This is a genomic window from Pontibacter sp. JAM-7, assembly GCF_048548695.2.
Taxonomy (GTDB): domain Bacteria; phylum Pseudomonadota; class Gammaproteobacteria; order Pseudomonadales; family Balneatricaceae; genus Neptuniibacter.
The window spans coordinates 258,216-277,598 of record NZ_JBLYIF020000004.1 but is presented as its reverse complement, the minus strand read 5'-3'; the positions used below and the strand labels follow the sequence as shown (position 1 = coordinate 277,598).

The 19,383-nt window shown below is 51.2% G+C and carries 24 protein-coding genes; 5 read left to right on the top strand and 19 right to left on the bottom strand.

Annotation, left to right across the window (positions count from 1 at the left end):
* Positions 1–45: 45 nt before the first annotated feature.
* Both rpmA and rplU read right to left on the bottom strand, forming a co-directional pair.
* The gene (gene rpmA / locus ACFVYJ_RS07530; RefSeq protein WP_419414620.1) at positions 46–303 is read right to left on the bottom strand and encodes a 50S ribosomal protein L27; all 258 of its coding nucleotides are present in this window, start codon (positions 301–303) and stop codon (positions 46–48) included.
* Positions 304–328: 25 nt separating this feature from the next.
* Positions 329–640: a 50S ribosomal protein L21 gene (gene rplU, locus ACFVYJ_RS07525; RefSeq protein WP_419414621.1), complete on the bottom strand. Its 312-nt coding sequence runs from the start codon at positions 638–640 to the stop codon at positions 329–331.
* Between the two features lie 224 nt (positions 641–864).
* Here rplU and ispB point away from each other — a divergent pair, with 224 nt between their 5' ends.
* Entirely contained in the window at positions 865–1,833 is a 969-nt protein-coding gene (gene ispB, locus ACFVYJ_RS07520; protein WP_419414622.1) for an octaprenyl diphosphate synthase, read from the top strand.
* A 15-nt stretch (positions 1,834–1,848) separates the two neighbouring features.
* Here the strand turns inward: ispB and ACFVYJ_RS07515 are convergent, their stop codons facing one another.
* Positions 1,849–2,499: a thiopurine S-methyltransferase gene (locus tag ACFVYJ_RS07515; protein WP_463255100.1), complete on the bottom strand. Its 651-nt coding sequence runs from the start codon at positions 2,497–2,499 to the stop codon at positions 1,849–1,851.
* A 110-nt stretch (positions 2,500–2,609) separates the two neighbouring features.
* Here ACFVYJ_RS07515 and fabA point away from each other — a divergent pair, with 110 nt between their 5' ends.
* Together fabA and fabB are read left to right on the top strand one after the other, a co-directional pair.
* Positions 2,610–3,125: a 3-hydroxyacyl-[acyl-carrier-protein] dehydratase FabA gene (gene fabA, locus ACFVYJ_RS07510; protein ID WP_275816721.1), complete on the top strand. Its 516-nt coding sequence runs from the start codon at positions 2,610–2,612 to the stop codon at positions 3,123–3,125.
* A 122-nt stretch (positions 3,126–3,247) separates the two neighbouring features.
* A complete protein-coding gene (gene fabB, locus ACFVYJ_RS07505) occupies positions 3,248–4,459 on the top strand; it encodes a beta-ketoacyl-ACP synthase I (protein ID WP_419414624.1) in 1,212 nt (403 codons plus the stop codon).
* Between the two features lie 64 nt (positions 4,460–4,523).
* On the opposite strand, the gene ACFVYJ_RS07500 is transcribed toward fabB, so the two are convergent.
* The 5 genes from ACFVYJ_RS07500 to ACFVYJ_RS07480 form a co-directional block, all read right to left on the bottom strand.
* Positions 4,524–5,129 carry a Yip1 family protein gene (locus tag ACFVYJ_RS07500; RefSeq protein ID WP_419414625.1) on the bottom strand — a complete coding sequence of 202 codons (606 nt, stop codon included), beginning with the start codon at positions 5,127–5,129 and terminating at the stop codon, positions 4,524–4,526.
* A 149-nt stretch (positions 5,130–5,278) separates the two neighbouring features.
* Positions 5,279–6,178, bottom strand: a complete 900-nt coding sequence (cyoE, locus tag ACFVYJ_RS07495; protein WP_419414626.1) for a heme o synthase — start codon at positions 6,176–6,178, stop codon at positions 5,279–5,281.
* Positions 6,171–7,178: a COX15/CtaA family protein gene (locus ACFVYJ_RS07490; protein WP_419414627.1), complete on the bottom strand. Its 1,008-nt coding sequence runs from the start codon at positions 7,176–7,178 to the stop codon at positions 6,171–6,173. Before ACFVYJ_RS07490 ends, cyoE begins: the two co-directional genes overlap by 8 nt.
* Before the next feature lie 2 nt (positions 7,179–7,180).
* Entirely contained in the window at positions 7,181–7,666 is a 486-nt protein-coding gene (locus tag ACFVYJ_RS07485) for a hypothetical protein (protein ID WP_419414628.1), read from the bottom strand.
* A complete protein-coding gene (locus tag ACFVYJ_RS07480) occupies positions 7,659–8,390 on the bottom strand; it encodes an SURF1 family protein (RefSeq protein ID WP_419414629.1) in 732 nt (243 codons plus the stop codon). Before ACFVYJ_RS07480 ends, ACFVYJ_RS07485 begins: the two co-directional genes overlap by 8 nt.
* Positions 8,391–8,411: 21 nt before the next feature.
* Between ACFVYJ_RS07480 and ACFVYJ_RS07475 the strand changes: the two genes are divergently transcribed.
* Positions 8,412–8,624, top strand: a complete 213-nt coding sequence (locus tag ACFVYJ_RS07475) for a twin transmembrane helix small protein (protein ID WP_419414630.1) — start codon at positions 8,412–8,414, stop codon at positions 8,622–8,624.
* Here the strand turns inward: ACFVYJ_RS07475 and ACFVYJ_RS07470 are convergent, their stop codons facing one another.
* The 10 genes from ACFVYJ_RS07470 to ACFVYJ_RS07425 all read right to left on the bottom strand — a co-directional run bounded on the left by ACFVYJ_RS07470 (position 8,625) and on the right by ACFVYJ_RS07425 (position 17,727).
* On the bottom strand, positions 8,625–9,509 hold the full coding sequence (locus ACFVYJ_RS07470; RefSeq protein ID WP_419414631.1) for a cytochrome c oxidase subunit 3: 885 nt from the start codon (positions 9,507–9,509) through the stop codon (positions 8,625–8,627). It lies immediately after the preceding gene.
* Entirely contained in the window at positions 9,506–10,081 is a 576-nt protein-coding gene (locus ACFVYJ_RS07465) for a cytochrome c oxidase assembly protein (RefSeq protein ID WP_419414632.1), read from the bottom strand. Before ACFVYJ_RS07465 ends, ACFVYJ_RS07470 begins: the two co-directional genes overlap by 4 nt.
* An 18-nt stretch (positions 10,082–10,099) precedes the next feature.
* The gene (ctaD, locus tag ACFVYJ_RS07460) at positions 10,100–11,695 is read right to left on the bottom strand and encodes a cytochrome c oxidase subunit I (protein ID WP_419414633.1); all 1,596 of its coding nucleotides are present in this window, start codon (positions 11,693–11,695) and stop codon (positions 10,100–10,102) included.
* Positions 11,696–11,704: 9 nt separating this feature from the next.
* Positions 11,705–12,814: a cytochrome c oxidase subunit II gene (gene coxB / locus ACFVYJ_RS07455; protein ID WP_419414634.1), complete on the bottom strand. Its 1,110-nt coding sequence runs from the start codon at positions 12,812–12,814 to the stop codon at positions 11,705–11,707.
* Positions 12,815–13,179: 365 nt separating this feature from the next.
* Complete coding sequence (locus tag ACFVYJ_RS07450) at positions 13,180–13,392, bottom strand: DUF2970 domain-containing protein (RefSeq protein WP_419414635.1); 213 nt, start codon at positions 13,390–13,392, stop codon at positions 13,180–13,182.
* A gap of 21 nt (positions 13,393–13,413) precedes the next feature.
* Positions 13,414–14,049 (bottom strand): protein-methionine-sulfoxide reductase heme-binding subunit MsrQ, encoded by a 636-nt coding sequence (locus ACFVYJ_RS07445; protein ID WP_419414636.1) that lies wholly within the window; start codon positions 14,047–14,049, stop codon positions 13,414–13,416.
* Positions 14,040–15,047, bottom strand: coding sequence for a protein-methionine-sulfoxide reductase catalytic subunit MsrP (msrP, locus tag ACFVYJ_RS07440; protein WP_419414637.1), 1,008 nt, complete (start codon positions 15,045–15,047; stop codon positions 14,040–14,042). The genes ACFVYJ_RS07445 and msrP overlap by 10 nt, the downstream gene beginning before the upstream one ends.
* A gap of 98 nt (positions 15,048–15,145) precedes the next feature.
* Positions 15,146–15,907, bottom strand: a complete 762-nt coding sequence (gene pssA / locus ACFVYJ_RS07435; RefSeq protein ID WP_419414638.1) for a CDP-diacylglycerol--serine O-phosphatidyltransferase — start codon at positions 15,905–15,907, stop codon at positions 15,146–15,148.
* Between the two features lie 70 nt (positions 15,908–15,977).
* Positions 15,978–16,715: a type 1 glutamine amidotransferase gene (locus ACFVYJ_RS07430; protein WP_419414639.1), complete on the bottom strand. Its 738-nt coding sequence runs from the start codon at positions 16,713–16,715 to the stop codon at positions 15,978–15,980.
* A gap of 10 nt (positions 16,716–16,725) precedes the next feature.
* On the bottom strand, positions 16,726–17,727 hold the full coding sequence (locus tag ACFVYJ_RS07425) for a patatin-like phospholipase family protein (protein WP_419414640.1): 1,002 nt from the start codon (positions 17,725–17,727) through the stop codon (positions 16,726–16,728).
* 311 nt (positions 17,728–18,038) lie between these two features.
* Here ACFVYJ_RS07425 and ilvY point away from each other — a divergent pair, with 311 nt between their 5' ends.
* Positions 18,039–18,917, top strand: a complete 879-nt coding sequence (gene ilvY / locus ACFVYJ_RS07420) for an HTH-type transcriptional activator IlvY (RefSeq protein WP_419414641.1) — start codon at positions 18,039–18,041, stop codon at positions 18,915–18,917.
* Here ilvY and ACFVYJ_RS07415 read toward each other — a convergent pair whose 3' ends face one another.
* Positions 18,918–19,310 (bottom strand): acyl-CoA thioesterase, encoded by a 393-nt coding sequence (locus ACFVYJ_RS07415; RefSeq protein ID WP_419414642.1) that lies wholly within the window; start codon positions 19,308–19,310, stop codon positions 18,918–18,920.
* Between the last annotated feature and the right edge of the window lie 73 nt (positions 19,311–19,383).

The following is a 19,383-nucleotide window of genomic DNA, read 5'->3' as shown; positions in this document are numbered from 1 at the left end:
AAAAAAGCCCCGCCGTGGCGGAGCTTTTTCTGATGTGGGGCTATATCAAGCAGATACGACGGAAACGTATTTACGCTTGTTAGGACCCTTCACTTCAAATTTCACTACGCCATCAGCTTTAGCGAACAGGGTGTGGTCTTTACCACAACCTACATTATCACCTGCGTGGAATTTAGTACCACGCTGACGGATCAGGATGTTGCCAGCGATCACTGCCTGACCACCATAGCGTTTAACACCCAAGCGTTTCGATTCGGAATCGCGACCGTTTCGAGTAGAACCTGCAGCCTTCTTATGAGCCATTTATCTATCTCCTTTGCGGTTAATCTTAGGCGTTAATGCCAGTGATTTTAACTTCAGTAAACCACTGACGGTGGCCCTGGTGCTTCATGTGGTGCTTACGACGCTTGAACTTGATGATCTCAACCTTCTTAGCGCGTGCAGTCTGCACAACTTCTGCAGTCACTTTGGCACCTTCAACAACCGGCGCACCAACTTTAACGTCATCACCATTGCCAACCAGCAGAACGCGATCAAACTCAACGTTAGCACCGGCTTCAGCCTGCAGTTTTTCCAGCTTAAGGGTCTGGCCCTCCTGGACACGGTACTGTTTACCGCCACTTACGATTACTGCGTACATGTTAATCTCCGATAATTGCCCACCCGGCTACTGTTTAACAGACCTACTTTTAATGGCGCACCATATGGTAGGGAGCTACATTTGGATGAGTCAGGGCGCGCGATTATAATGCACTTCCCGGCCAGACAGCAACCCCTATCAAAGCCAACAGGCAGAATTCTTGACAGGGTTGCGGCCTACCCCTAGCATGCGCGCTTACTTAACATTCACGCATCGCCAAGATCATGCAGCCATCAGAACTCAACCCGCACATCGCCCCACAGTTTGAGGCCGTCAATGACTACATCATCAACCACCTGGGCTCTAACGTGCCACTGGTTGAGAAGATTGGTCACTATATAGTAGAAAGTGGCGGCAAACGGCTGCGACCTCTGCTGGTTTTATTGGCAGCTAATGCCAGTGGTTATCAAGGCGAGAAACATATCCCAATGGCCGCGGTCATTGAGTTTATTCACACTGCCACCCTGCTGCATGACGATGTAGTCGACAACTCCGAATTGCGCCGCGGCAAAGATACCGCCAATGCCCGCTGGGGCAATGCACCCAGCGTTCTGGTTGGTGACTTCCTGTACTCCCGCGCGTTTCAGATCATGGTCGAGATTGGCTCCATGGAGATTATGGAAGTGATCTCCAATGCCACTAATGTCATTGCTGAAGGCGAAGTCCTGCAACTCTTAAACTGCCGCAACCCCGATACCACCGAAGACGCCTACATGCAGGTCATTCTGGGCAAAACCGCGATGCTGTTTGAGGCCGCTGCCGAAGCGGGTGCTCTGCTTGCTGACTGTTCTACGACGGAAAGGCAGGCATTAAAAGAATATGGCCTACAGCTAGGCATCGCGTTTCAGCTAATCGACGATGTTATGGACTATTTATCTGACAGCGACGCCATGGGCAAGAACGTGGGCGATGATCTGGCAGAAGGAAAGGCCACACTGCCACTGATTCAGGCCATGCGAGTCTGCAATGACGAACAACGCATCCTGTTGCGACAAGCGATTCGTGAAGGCGGTCTGGAAAACCTGCAGCCGATTATGGATATTATCCTCAGCAGCGGCGCCATTGAATACACCCAGAGCAAAGCCCAGCAGGCTGCTGACCAAGCTATCAGTGCTTTAGCGCCACTGCCTGACAGCTCATTCAAAACCACACTCGAGCAATTGGCGAGTTTAGCGGTTAACCGCAACACTTAAGCGCTGGATAACCTCTCAGGCAGACGAGGCATCCTCCAGATACCAGACAGTCTCCTGCCATTCAGGACGATCCTCAGCCTGACGTTGATCTAGCCGCTGCAGCTTAAATCGCCCCTGAAATAACTTTATGACTTCATCATCATTCACGGTGAAGGGCGGCCCTTCCGCTGTGGCACGCTGCAGAGTCACCAGCAGCATTTTCACCCCCGGCGGCAACAAGGCCACCAGAGTTTCGGCGTAACGCAGCCGCATCGCCTCAGGCATTGCCACCAAGGCTGCCCGGTCATAAACGACACTTACCGCCGATAAGTCCTCCGCCTGCAGGCGAAAAAAATCACCGCACCACACTTCCAACGACGGTATAACGAAGCGCAAGTAGCGTTCGCAGGATTTTTTTTCAGGCTGCAAACCGTGCTCAGCAAAAAAAGCCTCACACGCCGATGCATTTAACTCAATCCCGGCAACAGAGCAGCCCTGACGGTACAGCCATAACATGTCCATCGACTTGCCGCACAGCGGCACCAACACACGCCCTCCGGGATTTACAGCAAGCTCAGGCCAATATTTACAGAGGTGCTGATTGACCTCAGACTGATGGAAACCGATCTGGCCATTCCGCCAGCGAGCATGCCAAAAAGACTCATCCACCGCATTTTTCTCCAACATTCATCAACAATTGGGCGAATAAAACCACGACAGTTCGTGCCTCACCCGGCTCAAGTCTGTATAATTACGCGATATTTTGACTTATAAAAAGCCCGGAAACACAGAACCCAATGACTCGACCTTCTTCTTTTAGCCGCGACGAACTCCTGCAGTGCGGCCACGGCGAAATGTTCGGCCCAGGAAATGCGCGTCTGCCGATTGGCAATATGCTCATGATGGATCGAATCCTAAAAATCACCGAAGACGGTGGCAACTTTGGCAAAGGTGAAATCATCGCAGAACTGGATATCAACCCAGAACTGTGGTTTTTCCAGTGCCACTTCGAATCTGACCCGGTAATGCCTGGCTGTCTGGGCCTGGACGCTATGTGGCAGCTGGTTGGCTTCTACCTAGGCTGGAAAGGCAACCCGGGGCGTGGCCGCGCATTGGGCTCAGGTGAAGTAAAATTCTTTGGGCAGGTCCTACCAACCGCGCAAAAAGTTACCTACCATATTCATCTGAAGCGCGTAATTGAGCGCAAGCTGGTAATGGGGATTGCCGACGGCAGCATGTATGTTGACGGTCGTGAAATCTACACTGCCAAGGATCTGCGGGTCGGGCTGTTTACGTCTACCGACGGATTCTAAAGCCACACCTGCGGGTAGGGTCATCAACAATAACTATCAGGCCGTAGTTTAGTTTCCGGTAGCCAAACGGCTACGATTCACGGAAAATAAGTGCCTTAACGAAAAGATAGAGAGAGAAGCACATGCGACGCGTCGTAGTTACCGGTATGGGCATTGTGTCTTGTTTAGGTAATGACAAGGCTACTGTTCTGGAGTCCCTGAAACTGGGCCGCTCCGGAATCAAGTTCCAGGAAGAATACAAAGAACGCGGCTTTCGCAGCCAGGTTGCCGGCAGTATCGATATCGACTTTGCCGAGCGTATCGACCGTAAACTGTTGCGTTTTATGGGCGACGCTGCTGCGTACACCTATATCGCCATGCAGGATGCCATCACTGATTCCGGCCTGGCCGAAGATCAGGTATCCAATGTACGTACCGGCCTGGTCGTAGGCTCCGGCGGCGCATCTGCAGAAAATATCGTCGAAACAGCAGATATCACTCGCGAAAAAGGCGTTAAACGCGTTGGGCCATATCGTGTAACCCGCACCATGGGTTCTACCGTATCTGCATGTCTGGCCACCCCATTCAAGATCAAGGGTGTGAACTACTCCATCACTTCAGCCTGTGCCACCAGTGCTCACTGTATCGGTAATGCGGTGGAGCAGATTCAGCTAGGCAAACAAGACGTAGTTTTTGCCGGAGGCGGTGAAGAACTGCACTGGGTACAAACCGCTATGTTTGACGCCATGGGCGCACTCTCCAGCAAATATAACGATACGCCCGAAAAAGCCTCTCGCGCCTACGATGCTAACCGTGACGGTTTTGTTATCTCCGGCGGTGCTGGTGTGCTGGTTGTCGAAGAACTAGAGCACGCCAAAGCCCGTGGTGCCAAAATCTATGCCGAAATCGTGGGTTATGGTGCTACCTCTGACGGCTATGACATGGTCGCTCCGTCAGGTGAAGGCGCAGTGCGCTGCATGCAGCAAGCCATGGCAACTGTTGACGGCGATATCGATTACATCAACGCTCATGGTACTTCTACACCCGCAGGCGACATGCAGGAACTGAAAGCCATGAAAGCAGCTTTTGGCGATCAGCTGCCAACAGTTACTTCAACCAAGTCACTGTCCGGACATTCCCTGGGTGCCGCAGGCGTTCAGGAAGCCATCTATTGCTTATTGATGCAGGAGAACAATTTCATTGCTGCATCAGCCAACATTGACGAAATCGACCCCGAGGCAACCGGTATGCCGATTGCCACTGAGTCCAAGAAAAATGTGGATCTGCAACGTGTAATGTCTAATAGTTTCGGTTTTGGTGGCACCAATGCCACACTGGTTTTCCAGAAAATCTAACTATCGACACACACTAAAAAACCCCGCTCTGGCGGGGTTTTTTAGTCTTATAGCTTGGCAAACATTAGCCTGACACATAATTTAGCGGAATCACTGTACTCCACAAAATCACGGTGGCCGCCAGCATACCCACCAAAGTACACAGGCCCACGGTCAAAATCGAAGTTGAAAACATAAACGCGCGGTCTTCAGGTATTTTCATAATCACCGGTACACCGGTATACAGCAGGTAAACTGAATAACAAACCGCGCACAGCCCAACCCCAACATTAAACCACAGCAACGGATACAGTGCGGCTAATCCCGACAGGAATAAAGGCGTGGCTGTGTAGGTGGCTAACGAAACACAATCTTCAAATGCAATGGTACCGCCATAGGTTTTTTCCATCCAATGCACACAATAGCTAATAAAGGCGACCCCAGCCCACATCGCAAAATAAAACGCTATCGCTGCCGGTAAGGCGCTCATTACATCCAGTTTCACATAATCAGTACCAGTGATACTCCATCCGATCTGCGTCGTCCCGATAAACATTGCTATTGCCGGGATCGCCGCCAGCATACTCACCTGCTGCAAAAAAATATGCGCAACACTGTAATGCTCGTTGCGAATTTGGCTCCATTCAGTTTTAGGGTGATACATCATTCCCATCATATGTTGAATGAACATGATAATTTCCTCTTTTTATTATATTGCCGACTGCCTGCTAAGGGACTAGGACGGCCGTTTGGTTGGTTTACATCTACTACATTTCTCCCTTCCTGTTTGTCAGGGGTTGGTAAGGCTACACATTCAGTTTAGATCGCCTCTTCGACCTTTCAACCAATGATCAGATAATGATCAAGTAAAATGGCACAAAACAGTAACATTATGTAAGTAATGCTATAGCGGAACATCGCCATAGGTGCACCCGGTTGGGCTTGGTAGACACGCCACGCCCACTGCATGAAGCGCAAGTTCAGCAACACCACTAGGCCCAGGTATAGATAACTACTCATGCCACTGAGAAATGGCAATGCCGTGGTCGCCACCATCAATAGCGTGTAAAGCACGATCTGCAACTGAGTATAAGCATCGCCATGGGTCACAGGCAGCATGGGGATGCCTGCCTTGGCATAATCTTGTTTACGGGCGATACACAGCGCCCAGAAATGCGGTGGCGTCCAAGCAAAAATAATCAGCATCAGCAGCAAGCTGTTAGGGTCAAGCGTGCCAGTAATGGCGGTCCACCCCAACATCGGTGGGGCAGCGCCTGCAATCCCACCAATGACAATATTTTGCGGTGTAGCCCGCTTTAGCCATACGGTATACACCAACGCATACCCCACCAGTGAGGCCAATGTCAGCCAAGCCGTAAGTGCATTCACCAGCACCACCAGCAAAGCAATGCCCAATGTGCCAACCACGGCCGAGAAAGTTAATGCCTGGATCGGCGAAAGCCGCCCCTGCGGCAATGGTCGGCCTTTGGTGCGAGCCATCTTTTCATCAATTTTACGATCCATAACATGATTGACAGCCGCTGCCGATGCCGCCGCCATGCCGATACCAATCAGACCGGCAACCACCTTAATCGGGTCCGGCAGTTCAGGCACTGCGACAAACATCCCAACCGCTGCAGTGATCAACATCACCAGCACCACATTGGGCTTACACAGTGTTATATAGTCCCGCCAGCTGATAGGCGTATCTAGCGCCCCAAGTACACGTGGTTCAGCCATGTATAACCTCCTTGGTAGACAACCCGGCACGGTCATAAGCCCATAACAGGGACAACAGAACCGCAACCGCCATAAAGTGATGAGCCATTGCCAAACCAATTGGTAGTGCATGCACAATATTGGCAATGCCTAAAGCAACTTGCGCCACCACAGATAGCGCCAGCAGTCGCACGGGTGCCGCCAGGTGTGGCAAGCGCCCGAAACACCAGAGTAATACCAGCGTATACGCCAGTACGACCAGAGCCCCCACGCGATGTACCATCTGGATTGCCGCTCGAGCTTCAACTCCCAACTGTCCCCCCTGATAATTTGGGCCGATTGCCTTAGTCGGATCAAAACCTGCGGCAAAATCCAAGCCCAATTCGGTACCCGGATTACATGACAACCAGTGAGTACAGGCATAACCGGCATAATTAGAGCTGGTCCAACCACCCAGGGCAATTTGTAATAACAACAGAAAAATACCCAGCAAAAACCAGCGTTGCACCGGTCCGGGATTAACAGCTTCCACTATATTCAGCCGCTTTAGCTTTTGCCTCAGTAACAACAACAAGGTTAACGTCAGCAGCCCGCCCATCAAATGTACGGTTACCACCAGCGGGTGTAGCTTCAGCGTCACCGTCCACATGCCAAACAGTGCCTGCACTACCACCAATACCAGCAGCGAAAAGCTCAGCACAATAGGGTAACGTGGCATACGCCGTTTCATTACCGCACAGCCGGCCAGAGCAGTAATTAACAAACCCAGGGTACCCGCAAGGTAGCGATGCCCCATTTCAAGCCAGGTTTTGTGCTTTTCAATCGGCACTTCCGGAAAACGCTGCTGTGCCAGCTGCAATGCTTCCTCAGACCCGGGCATCACAATATGGCCATAACAACCAGGCCAATCCGGGCAACTGAGGCCAGCATCATTAATCCGTGTCCAGCCCCCCATCAGCACCACCAGCAATACCAGCAGTATTGATAGGTTGACCAGTTTCCATGCAGTTCTGACCACCATGCTCAACCTACCTTTGACAGCTTCAACAGTTTACGCAAGTCATCAAGTACCGCTCTTGGCGACTGGGAAAACTCATACCGCAACACTAGGTTACCTAATGGGTCAGCTATCCAGACGGCTTCACCTAAACCCGTCAGAGACTGACCATTAAAACCGGACTGAGGCGCATCCAGCAGCTGCAAGACTACCCGATCACTGTCTTTACCCAATGCGACCTGAATCTTCTGCAAGGCCTGCCACCAATTCGTACACTGCTCATTGCTGTCACAATTTCTCGGTGCCGTCAGAATTAGATTCCAGTGTTCATTATTCAATTTATCCGGTAACTGTTCCGCATCAAACCAACTGCTAAGCTGCTGTCCCACAACCAGCTCACCTTTATTTACCCGGCCTTCAGGCAGGGCAAAACCGCCGTAATACATCGCCATCGCGCTCAGCATTGGCACCAGGCCAATCGCCCAGATCAACCAGAACATCCGCTTATTCATCGATATCCTCTCTTTGCATACGAAACCAGCTCACTACCAGTAGCACCAACAGCGCCAGCGCCAGCGCAAACCATTGCACCGCATAGCCAAGATGGCGCTCTGGCGGCACAAGATTAAGATTCCAGCGAATATCCAATTCAGACACCACCGGTGCTTGCGCACGCGCTTCTGCTTGCCACAGAGGTTGTGACACAAACCGCTGCACCAAATTAAAATCCAGTGTCTGAATCCGTTTTGGCCAACCTTCAGACCAATGATCTTCTGCCAGTAACAACTGTTTATCAGTGGCTTTCACCAGCATAGAAATTTCGACCTCCTCACGTGGTAACACAACTTGAGGCAGGTTATCCCGGGAAACTGGGGCCACCAGCCAACCAAGATTTACCAACACCAGCAGCGCTTCCTGCCGAGGCTGAAACACACCAATAATTTCATAACCAACCTTGCCATCACGGGTGCGGTTATCGAGTAAAAAGTAACGTTGTGGATCTAGTAGGCCGGTCAGACGTACCGGCTGGTACTGCCCACTGGAAAGAGTCTGCAAAGGTGGCAAAAACGCCATAGGCTCAGCCTGTTGCATACTGTCAATTAATTGCTGCTTTTCCGTTGCACGCTGCAACTGCCAACAGCCCAGCCCGATGAGTACTGGCAGTCCGATCACCGCAAAACTGCCCAGCATCCACTTGAAGCGAAGCGTACTTTGATCTTTACTCTGTAGGTTCATAAGCTTATCGGAGCTTTGCATATGCTACTTAAGCCACTGTTATTATTATTGTTTGCAGCCGCTGTTATCAGCCTATTCTGCGGTCTATTCTTTCTCATCAAAGACCAGGGGCAATCCAACCGCACGGTAAATTCATTGTTTCTTCGGGTGGCATTTTGCGCTCTGATTATTCTGGTCTTGGCGTATGGGATTTACAGTGGCGAACTAAAACCCCATGCACCCTGGTTGCAGTAATCAGATAATATAAACAAACAGGAACAGCCCCACCCATACCACATCGACAAAGTGCCAGTACCAGGCCACTGCCTCAAAGCCGAAGTGTTTATCTGCTGAAAAATGCCCCTTTATCACCCTGAGCCAGATGATGATTAACATTAGCGTGCCCAGCGTGACATGTAAGCCATGGAAACCGGTCAGAATAAAGAAGGTGGCACCATATATACCCGCATGCAGCGTCAGGCCCAAGTCATGATACGCCTCGATATATTCATAAGCCTGGAACACCAGGAAAGCCGCACCAAGCAGGATCGTAGTCGCCAGCCACAACACAATTTTGGAACGTTTGCCCTGCTTCAGGGCTTTATGCGCAATGGTGACAGTGAAACTGGAAGAGATCAGCAGAATGGTATTAATCAAAGGCAGGTGCCAGGGATAAATGATCGCTTTGGGACCAGGGAAGGCTTCTGCATCAGGCGGTGACATTAAAGGCCACTCAGCCGTAAAACCAGGCCACAGCATATTCGCCACCCCTTTTTCACCCTCACCTCCCAGCCAAGGCACCGCCAGCGTGCGCACATAAAATAGCGTGCCAAAAAAAGCAGCAAAGAACATCACCTCAGAAAAGATAAACCAGCTCATACCCCAGCGAAATGACCGATCCATTTGCGGGCTGTACAGGCCTTCATGACTTTCACGAATTACATTGCCAAACCAGCCAATCAGGATTAATCCCATAGCCAGCGCCCCTGCTAACAACAGGAGCACGCCAAATCCACCTCCCTGATCGGCATTCAAGCCATTAATGGTGTTACCGGCACCAAACGCCATAAGAAACAGCGCGATGGACGCCAGGATTGGCCAACGGCTCTGCGTCGGCACATAGTAGGTCTGGGTAGTCATAGTCCATTCCTCCCGCCAGCCGCGACACGGTTGTCCGCGGCTGGCGTAATATCAAAAAGCGTATAAGAGAGTGTGATGGTATGAATATGGGCGGGCAGTTCAGGTGAGATACTCAACAACAGCGGCATCTCCTTCTGTTCAGCAGCAGACAGGGGCTGGCGGTCAAAGCAAAAGCAGTTCACCTTTTGTACATAAGGAGCCGCCTCTGAAGGCGAAACAGAAGGGATTGCTTGGGCAATCATATAGCGGCCTGTCGGGTTGTGAGCAATATAAGCGGTCTGCAGCAACTGTCCTGGGTGCAACCGGGTTTGTGCTTGTGCCGGACGGAAGCCCCAGGGCATTGCTTCATTATTGACTGCGGTCAATTGCAGCTTCACCTCACGACTACGGTCTATTTGACCTGGCAATGGAGCCGCTACCGCTTGTAATTCCACCTTGCCATTAAGCCCAGTGATATCACAGAACACGTCATACAGCGGCACCAGCGCAAAACCAAAGCCGAACATCGCCAGACAGCCAAACAGACTGTAGAAGAGGGTGCGCTTGGTTCTGGCTTGCTGCTTACTGTCCATCGTCCTGAACTCCTGCCTTTATTTCACCACCGGTGGCTCAGTGAAACTGTGGTATGGCGCCGGGGATGGCAGTGTCCATTCCAGGCCATGAGAGCCTTCCCATACCCGGTCAGAGGCCTTATTACTGGAGCGAATACAGCTAATCACGTTGTACAGGAAGATCAACTGCGACAGCCCGAATATAAAGGCACCCACTGAGGCAATGGCATTGAAGTCAGCAAACTGCAAAGCATAATCGGGGATACGCCTCGGCATGCCCGCCAGACCGATAAAGTGCATAGGGAAGAAGGTGATATTTACACCCACAAAGCTGCACCAGAAATGTATCTTGCCCATCCGTTCGTTGTAGTAGTTACCGGTCCATTTCGGTAACCAGTAATAGGCGCCGGCCATAATGGCAAAAATGGCGCCTGGTACCAGCACATAATGGAAATGAGCCACCACAAAGTAGGTATCGTGGTATTGGAAATCTACCGGCGCTATCGCCAGCATCAAGCCGGAAAAGCCGCCAATAGTGAACAACACCACAAACGCCAACGAGAACAACATCGGAGTTTCAAATGTCATCGAGCCCCGGAACATAGTGGCAATCCAGTTAAACACTTTCACCCCGGTAGGGACCGCGATCAACATGGTCGAGAACATAAAGAACACCTCGCCGACCAACGGCATCCCCACGGTAAACATATGATGCGCCCAAACGATAAACGATAGGAACGCAATCGAGGCCGTGGCATACACCATCGAGGCATACCCAAAGAGCTTTTTGCGAGCAAAGGTGGGGATGATTTCACTGACAATGCCAAAGGCCGGCAAAATCATGATGTAGACTTCAGGGTGCCCAAAAAACCAGAACACATGCTGGAACAACACCGGATCACCGCCACCTGCTGCATTAAAGAAGCTGGTGCCAAAGTGGATATCCATCAGCATCATGGTAACTACACCGGCCAGAACAGGCATCACCGCAATCAGCAGGAAAGCAGTGATCAGCCAGGTCCAGACAAACAGTGGCAGCTTCATCATGGTCATGCCCGGAGCCCTGAGGTTCAGGATGGTGGCAATGATGTTGATCGCCCCCATAATTGAACTGATACCCATCATATGCACGGCGAAGATAAAGAAGGTCACGCTGGGTGGCGCATAGGTGGTGGATAAAGGTGCATAAAAGGTCCAGCCAAAGTTTGGCGCGCCGCCATCCATAAACAGCGTGGACAGCATCATGGCAAATGCAAACGGCAGGATCCAGAAGCTCCAGTTGTTCATTCGCGGCAACGCCATATCAGGCGCACCGACCATCATCGGTACCATCCAGTTGGCCAACCCAACAAATGCCGGCATCACAGCACCGAACACCATGATCAGCCCATGCATGGTGGTCATCTGATTGAAGAAATCAGGTTGAATTAACTGCAACCCCGGTTGAAACAGCTCAGCTCTGACCAGCAGCGCCATACAGCCACCGGTGAGAAACATAATGAAACTGAACCAGAGATACAGTGTTCCGATATCCTTGTGGTTAGTGGTAAAGAGCCAGCGTCCAATACCAGACGCAGGTCCATGGTGGTGTTCTGTCAGCTCGCCGGCTGCAGCAGTCTGTTCCAGAGTCGACATTTTCCCCTCCTACTGTTTCAGTGCTGCAATGTCAGCGGGATTGATCAAATCGCCTGTGCTGTTACCCCAGGCATTACGCTCATATGTAATGACTGCGGCCAGCTCAACGGCACCCAACTGATCACGAAACGCCTGCATCGCTGTGCCCGTTTTACCATTCAGCACAATATCGATGTGCGCCGCCGGATCACCCAGAGCAATGGGACTGTTTTTCAGTGCAGGGAAAACACCCGGTATACCACTGCCATCCGGGGCATGGCATGCCGCGCAGGCTTTGTTGTAAATCTGCTGCCCTGTCTCCATCAGCTCAGCCAGAGTCCAGGTTTTTTCTGCGGCCGCCGCCTGGGCGGTTTTCGCCTGTTTCATCTCAGCCAGCCACTGCTGATAATCAGCTTCTGACTTAGCTTCAACAACAATGGGCATAAAACCGTGGTCTTTACCGCACAGTTCAGCGCACTGACCACGATAAATGCCCGGTTCTTCAACCCGTGCCCAGATCTCATTGATGAAACCAGGAATGGCATCTTTTTTAACCGCCAGGTCCGGCACCCACCAAGAATGAATGACATCATTTGCTGTTACCAAGAAACGCACTTTTTTACCGGTGGGAATAACCAATGGGTTATCCACTTCCAGTAGGTAGTGCTCGCCCTTGGTGGCTTGATTGTTAATCTGTTCGGTTGGAGTGCTCAGTGATGAGAAGAAATCGACATCCTCCCCTAGGTACTGATAGCGCCACTTCCACTGATAGCCGGTCACCTGAATATCCAAGTCTGCCTCAGACTGGTCGTACATTTTGACCAGCGTCGCGGTAGCTGGAACAGCCATGGCAATCAGTATTACGAAGGGGATAACCGTCCAGGTGATCTCCACCACGACGTTTTCATGGAAGTTGTGGGCTTCTGCCCCACGGGACTTGCGGTGATGAATGAGAGCCCACAGCATCACGCCGAAGACTACGACACCAATAGCAACACAAATCCAGAAAATCAGCATATGCAGGCCATAGACCTCGCGGCTGATTTCAGTCACGCCCTGAGTCAGATTGACGGTCCAATCTGCCCATGCAGCGCTTGGCACACACAGTGCAATTAGCAACCCTAGGGTAGCTCTACTCATTGACTGCCCTCCTTTGTAAACATACAAAAGAGCCTGCTCAAGGCAAGTCACTAGGGGCGTTGTGACAACTATACGCAACGTCGGTAGCGACAGGCTTTGGGCAGGCTCTTTGTATACCTGGTTCCTTCCTATCTTTATCCGACCAATCCGCTTGGTTTTGCTGAAGTATAGCAGGGAAAAAATATTTGCAAGGGCAGGAGTGCAAATTAATTAAAGAGAAGATTCTTTAGCAATAACAATACTTAAGCGTCAATGTACTGCACAAAAAGTACTGAAATTATGCTGCGACAATATGCCGCAGATGCGGAAAAAACGCATTAAACTAAAGATTTAGAAAGCCGCACGATGCACGCAACAAACCGCTATCAGGCCCCCGCTAAGTGTAATGCGAAGCGCACCAACAAAATAACGCAGAGCACAAATAATACAGCCACCAAAATACCGCTCACCAGGTAAGGCAGGTACTTACCCGACGTAAAATCCCGGTTACGATTACTTTCTGACTGAACACCAAACAACGCAGCAAGAGCGCTGGCAAAAACATACCAGTAATCACTAAATTTTATTTTCTGAGTCATCAGTTACCTCCTGCAAACCCGTTATGAGGCTCCGGGGCGGCGCAGCCCGGCTCCATAAGTCTGCTTTACCTTTAGGTATAGCCGATAACCCAGCAAAACGGACAGGATCAGGCCATAAATCAAGACTTCGAGGTAATTACTGCGGATTTGCCAGATGAAGTGCACCATAGCGAGCAAAGCAATCACATAGACCAGTCGGTGCAGTTGCATCCAGCGCTTACCAAGCCGACGCTGCATCGCTTTAGTTGACGTCACCACGAGCGGCAACAGCAGCATGAAAGCTAACGAACCGACAATAATATAGGGGCGCTCTGTCACTTCACCCCATAAAAGATCCATACGCCAGCCAAGAATAAAAGTAACAAACGAGAGTAAGTGGATCAGGGCATAAAATGCTGTATACAGTCCCAGCATACGTCGATAGCGTATCAACCAGCTCCAGCCCAGTAGCTTGCGCAAAGGAGTGATCGCCAACGAAGCCAACAAAAAACGCAGAGTCCAGGTCCCCGTATAGTCGGTAACCTCCTCCGCTGGGTCAGCCCCCAGATTGAGGGTCCATGCCTGGTAAAAGATCCAGATCAGCGGCAACAATGATCCCAGAAACAGGCTCCACCAGAATAACCGGTGCCCCCACTTGTGACTGAAAGTCAGAACCATTTAGTCAGATCCATTCCCTTGTAGAGTGATGCAACTTCTTCAGCATAACCGTTGAACATTGTGGTCTCGATCCGGTTAGGGTCGAACAGAGAGGACGGCAAGCGCCGCTCGCTCGCCTGACTCCAGCGCGGGTGATCCACTTCTGGATTCACATTGGCATAGAAGCCATATTCATTTGGTGCAGTCAGGTTCCAGCTAGTGGGAGGCATTTCCTCTTCCAGGCTGATGCGGACAATGGATTTGATGCTTTTGAAACCATATTTCCAGGGCACAACCAAACGGATTGGAGCCCCGTTTTGCGGCGGCAGCGCATTACCGTACAGCCCCACTGCCAGCAACGTGAGTGGATGCATCGCTTCATCCAATCGCAACCCTTCCACATAAGGCCAGCGGATCGTACTGAAATAGGAGCGCTGGCCCGGCATCTGCTCTGGATCCAGCAAGGTCGTAAAGGCAACGTATTTTGCCTTTGAAGTAGGCTCGAATGCTTGCAGCACACTGGCCAGCGGCACGCCAATCCACGGAATCACCATCGACCACGCCTCAACACACCGCAGCCGATAGATACGCTCTTCCAACATATGGGGTTTGATGACATCTTCCAGGTTATAGACACCCGGCTTATTCACCGCACCGGCAATTTCTACTTTCCAGGGATCAGTTTTGAAGTTCTCCGCATATTTTGCCGGGTTCTTTTTCGCCGTACCAAATTCGTAGAAGTTATTGTGGGTAATCGCATTGAAATAGGGCGCTGGCTCCTCGGAGGTAGAGTACCCGGTATGGCGCTCACTACTGCGTAACTTGGGTTGCAGCCATTTCGGACCAGGATATTGCGGCAGATCCGCATCCAGAGGGTAGGCCGGTACCGCATGGGCAAGCCCAGTCATGCCACCGGCAATCAAACCACCGATGCCACGCATAAAGTGACGGCGCTGCAAATAGACCGATTCAGGTGTAATTTCTGACGATGGAATCAGGTCCGGTTTTTTAATCAGCATAATAGCCCCACAAAGTTTTCCGATTAGTGGTTAGACTATAAACTGAAAAATAATTCCCCCGACGCAATAACAAGGCCCACCGTGGCAGGCAAATAATTCTAGTCGGCTTCACGCTGCTTATGTTTACGCTTACGCCAAAGCCACAACGCCGGTCCGGAAGCGGCATACACCAGAAACAGCAACCACAAAAAAGTCGGTGGATTAATAGAGATCACCGCCAGCCCCAAAACAATACCGGTCAGGATCAAAAACGGCACTTTGGCTTTAAAGCTAATGTCTTTGAAACTGTAGTAGAGCACATTACTGACCATCAGCACCCCGGCCAACGCCACATAGAGCGCAACCAGATAGACATAGTTTGCACTGGTAACATCAAACTCCACTGCCGCCCAAACCAATCCTGCCACAGCGCCTGCCGCCGCCGGGCTCGGCAGGCCAATAAAGTAACGTTTATCCACCGAACCGATCTGGGTATTAAATCTCGCCAGACGCAATGCAGCACACGCCACGTACACAAAAGCCACAAACCAACCCAGTTTGCCAATATCCGCCAGCACCCAGTTGAACGCCACCAGCGAAGGCGCTACCCCAAAGGAAACCATATCTGCTAGGGAGTCGTATTCTGCCCCGAACGGGCTCGTGGTATTCGTCATGCGCGCGACCCGGCCATCCAGACCGTCCAGCACCATGGCGACAAAAATCGCTACCGCAGCATTCTCAAACTGGCTGTTCATACTGGCAACAACGGCATAAAAACCTGAGAATAGCGCCCCGGTGGTGAACAGGTTCGGTAACAGGTAGACCCCTCGACTGCGCGGTTTTTCCGGTGTCTGCTGTGGTGTTTCTTCTTGCTCTGTCATGGGTTAGCTCATCCGCCAGAAAGGGTGAAGCGTCATTCTACTGTGCTGCGTAGCACGATGCCACGTAAGATCAGATGAGTAGCACCTGATCCACAAAACGCGACAGCAGTCCATTCGACTGCGGGGTCTCCACTGCTGCATCCAAAACCGACTGCAGGTGACCCTCTCCCGCCGTATATTTCTGCTGATAATAGGTTAATCGTTCAACCAATACCCGACGATCAACCTCAGGATGGAACTGAAACGCCCAAAAAGGCTTTTGCCAGACCCTGAAGGCATGCACGCATTGCCGGGTATACGCCAGTACCTGACAGCAATCAGGCACCTGATCGGCAAACTGTTTATGTACAGAAACCGCATAAAAAGGGTCATTGAGATGCGAAAACAGGGGATCTTCTGCAGCAGCGAGGCTCAGACTGATTGGCAGCGTACCCATTTCAAAATCGACTTCTTTGTGCCGAATCACCCCTCCCAGCGCCAGTACCGCCAGCTGAAAACCAAAGCAGGAAGCAAACACCGGGAGATTTCGTTCCAGACAAACATTCAGCAAGCTAATGCAGCTAGTCACAAAAGGGTATGCTTGTGGCTCCAGCACATTGGCTTCGCTGGCGCCGCCTACCCAGAGGGCATCATAACCGTCCGCCGCATTCAGTGGCACATCGGGCTGATCGAACACATTCAGTACATCAATCTGGCGCAAACTCAAACCGCTATAATGTGCGAAGCTTTCAAGCTCCTCACGCCGAACTTGCTGGCCATCTCGAATTTGCAGCAATAGTACCCGCAGCGACCCTCGCTCTCGTTGCATTCACCCTCCGCTAGAGAAAAAGTTCGTTCAGATTGCAGCTGCCCCGAATACCGATATCCTGCCGGTGAGCTTGCAACCATTGCTCTGCGGTTTCCCTACCACGACCCTTCAACCCTTCCAGAAATGCCTGTCGGGTAACGTATTTGCTGGCACCTTCCAAGGTCGATAACACCTCTCCTGATTCTATCAGATGAAAGCGCAACTGACGGAACCGCTGTTCCAGGGAACTGGCAGTAAAATATTTACTGCGAGATTGTTCAATAGTGTAGCTGATCGCCCGCATCTCCCGCATGAAAGTACTTTGAAAGCCAAGTTCGGTAATGCGCTGGTTGATCGCCTGTGAACTGGTGGGGGTTTCCGGACGGCACATGGGCTGTAGCAGCACCATCAGGATATCGGAGCTGCGACAGTCAAATATCAACGGGTACACCGCAGGATTACCTGAAAAGCCGCCATCCCAATAGGGAACACCGTCAATTTCAATTGCCTGATGCAGCGTAGGCAGACAGGCTGAAGCGAGGACATGCTCTACTGTTAATTCCTGTTCCCGAAACAGCCGAATCTTGCCCCGACTAACGTCGGTGGCGGCAATAAACAGATTAAACGGTGACTCGGCACGCATGCGTTCGAAATCCACCTGTTCCACCAATAAACCACGTAACGGATTAATATCCAAAGGATTTAGATCATAGGGGGAAACGTAACGCAGCAGGTCCAACATCCAGTTGGTCATGCTGGTCAGCTGGGCATCGGGCATCTGTGTACCCAGCAAATCCTGAGGTGAACACAACGAAACCTTATGCCAAAACTGGCTCAGAGCCTCTCGGGCACCTTCTGCACCGCCTTGCATCCAGCCCTGAGTCAGAACAACCGCATTCGTAGCGCCGGCACTGGTACCACTGATACCTTCAGGATAAAAATCAGCCTCTTCAAGTAACCGGTCCAATACCCCCCAAGCAAACGCACCGTGGGCTCCCCCGCCTTGTAATGCCAGGTTAAGTCGTCGAGCCATCCTAAGCCTCTCCATATATTGTGCATTGCACAAAGTATAACCAATGCACGGCACGAGACTCTAATAGTTTCCATAAATGGTGGCCTAGGGTATCAAAAAACAAATTAAATCCATTTAGAACATAAGCTTAATATAAATTATATTCTTTCTCGGTATAAAAAAATGTGTTTTTTTTATCTGTCGACGACTTCACAAAAGCGACATTAAAAGCACCATTTTTGTGCATAGCGATAAAACAACCCCGCCTTTACCACGCGCCACCCCGCGAGGTTTCTCTAGCACCTGCCAACAAATCACAATAAGATGCCGCCATGGATATAAAGCAGCTGCGACAATTCCTGCTCCTCAGCGAATACCTGCACTTTGGCAAAGCCAGCGAAGCCTGCCATGTCAGCCCTTCAGCGCTGAGCCGTAGCATTAAACAGTTAGAGGAAGAGCTTGGTTCAGTACTGTTCGAAAGGGACAACCGTTCAGTTGCCATGACCCCGGCAGGCCGGCTGTTTCAGGGCTATGCTCGGGACGCCATCGCACAGTGGGACCTGATCAGTACCACACTGATGCAGCAAGCAGGAGAACTGCACGGCCAGCTAAGTATCTACTGCTCAGTCACCGCCAGTTATAGCTTCCTGTTTGAAATCCTCAGCCGGTTCCGAATTGATTACCCCAAGATCGAGATAAAACTGCATACCGGAGACCCGGAGCACGCCATCAACCGGGTAATCAACGGTGAAGATGACTTTGCCATTGCCGCCAAACCCAGCAACCTACCCAGCGCACTGGCATTCAAGCAGATCGCCATTTCCCCCCTATTATTTATTGGCCCCGGCGATGACACCACTGAGTCAACCGCAAAACCCACCTCGCTGATCACTGCGGATACGCCGATGATACTGTCTGAGGAAGGCATCGCCCGCAAACGCGTCGACCAATGGTTTCGTCAACATCAGATAAAGCCGCTGATCTACGCCCAAGTAGCCGGCAATGAAGCGATCGTCAGCATGGTGAGTCTGGGGTTTGGTGTTGGTGTGGTGCCGCAGATTGTGCTGGAGAACAGTCCGCTGGCGGACAGCGTGACAATTCTGTCCGTAACACCAGAGCTGGAACCTTACGAAGTTGGCATCGTGGCGCTGAACAAAAAGCTAAAAAACCCCCTGATCAGTGCATTCTGGTCCCAGTTACAGGTGCTGTGATCACTCTACCAGCAAACGTTCCAGTGCGGGCAAGACGCAAGGTCGACCTTGAGGATTGAGAGCAACACCTGTAACCAACCCGGTCAGCACCAACTGCTGATCCGATAAGCGAACCACCCGCTGGCGGAAACCAAACTTAACCCGGCTAATCCGTTCCACACTGACAGCAATACTAAATCGATCGCCACTGGTCAGTGACTGTTTGTAATCAAGTTCAGAACGCACCACAACCAGATGCACGCCCTCTGCAGTCAATGCGGCAAAGTCGATCCCTTTTTCCAGCAGAAATTCATGACGGGCATGTTCCAGATAATTAAAGTAGACCCCGTTATTCACAATTCCTTGCAGGTCACACTCATAGTCCCGCACTTTCATTTCCAGACTGAATGACATATCTCTCCCTCGTCGCAAAAGGCTGTTATACCACAGCCGCATTACGCTTCCGATCAAAGCGGTTAGCAAAACG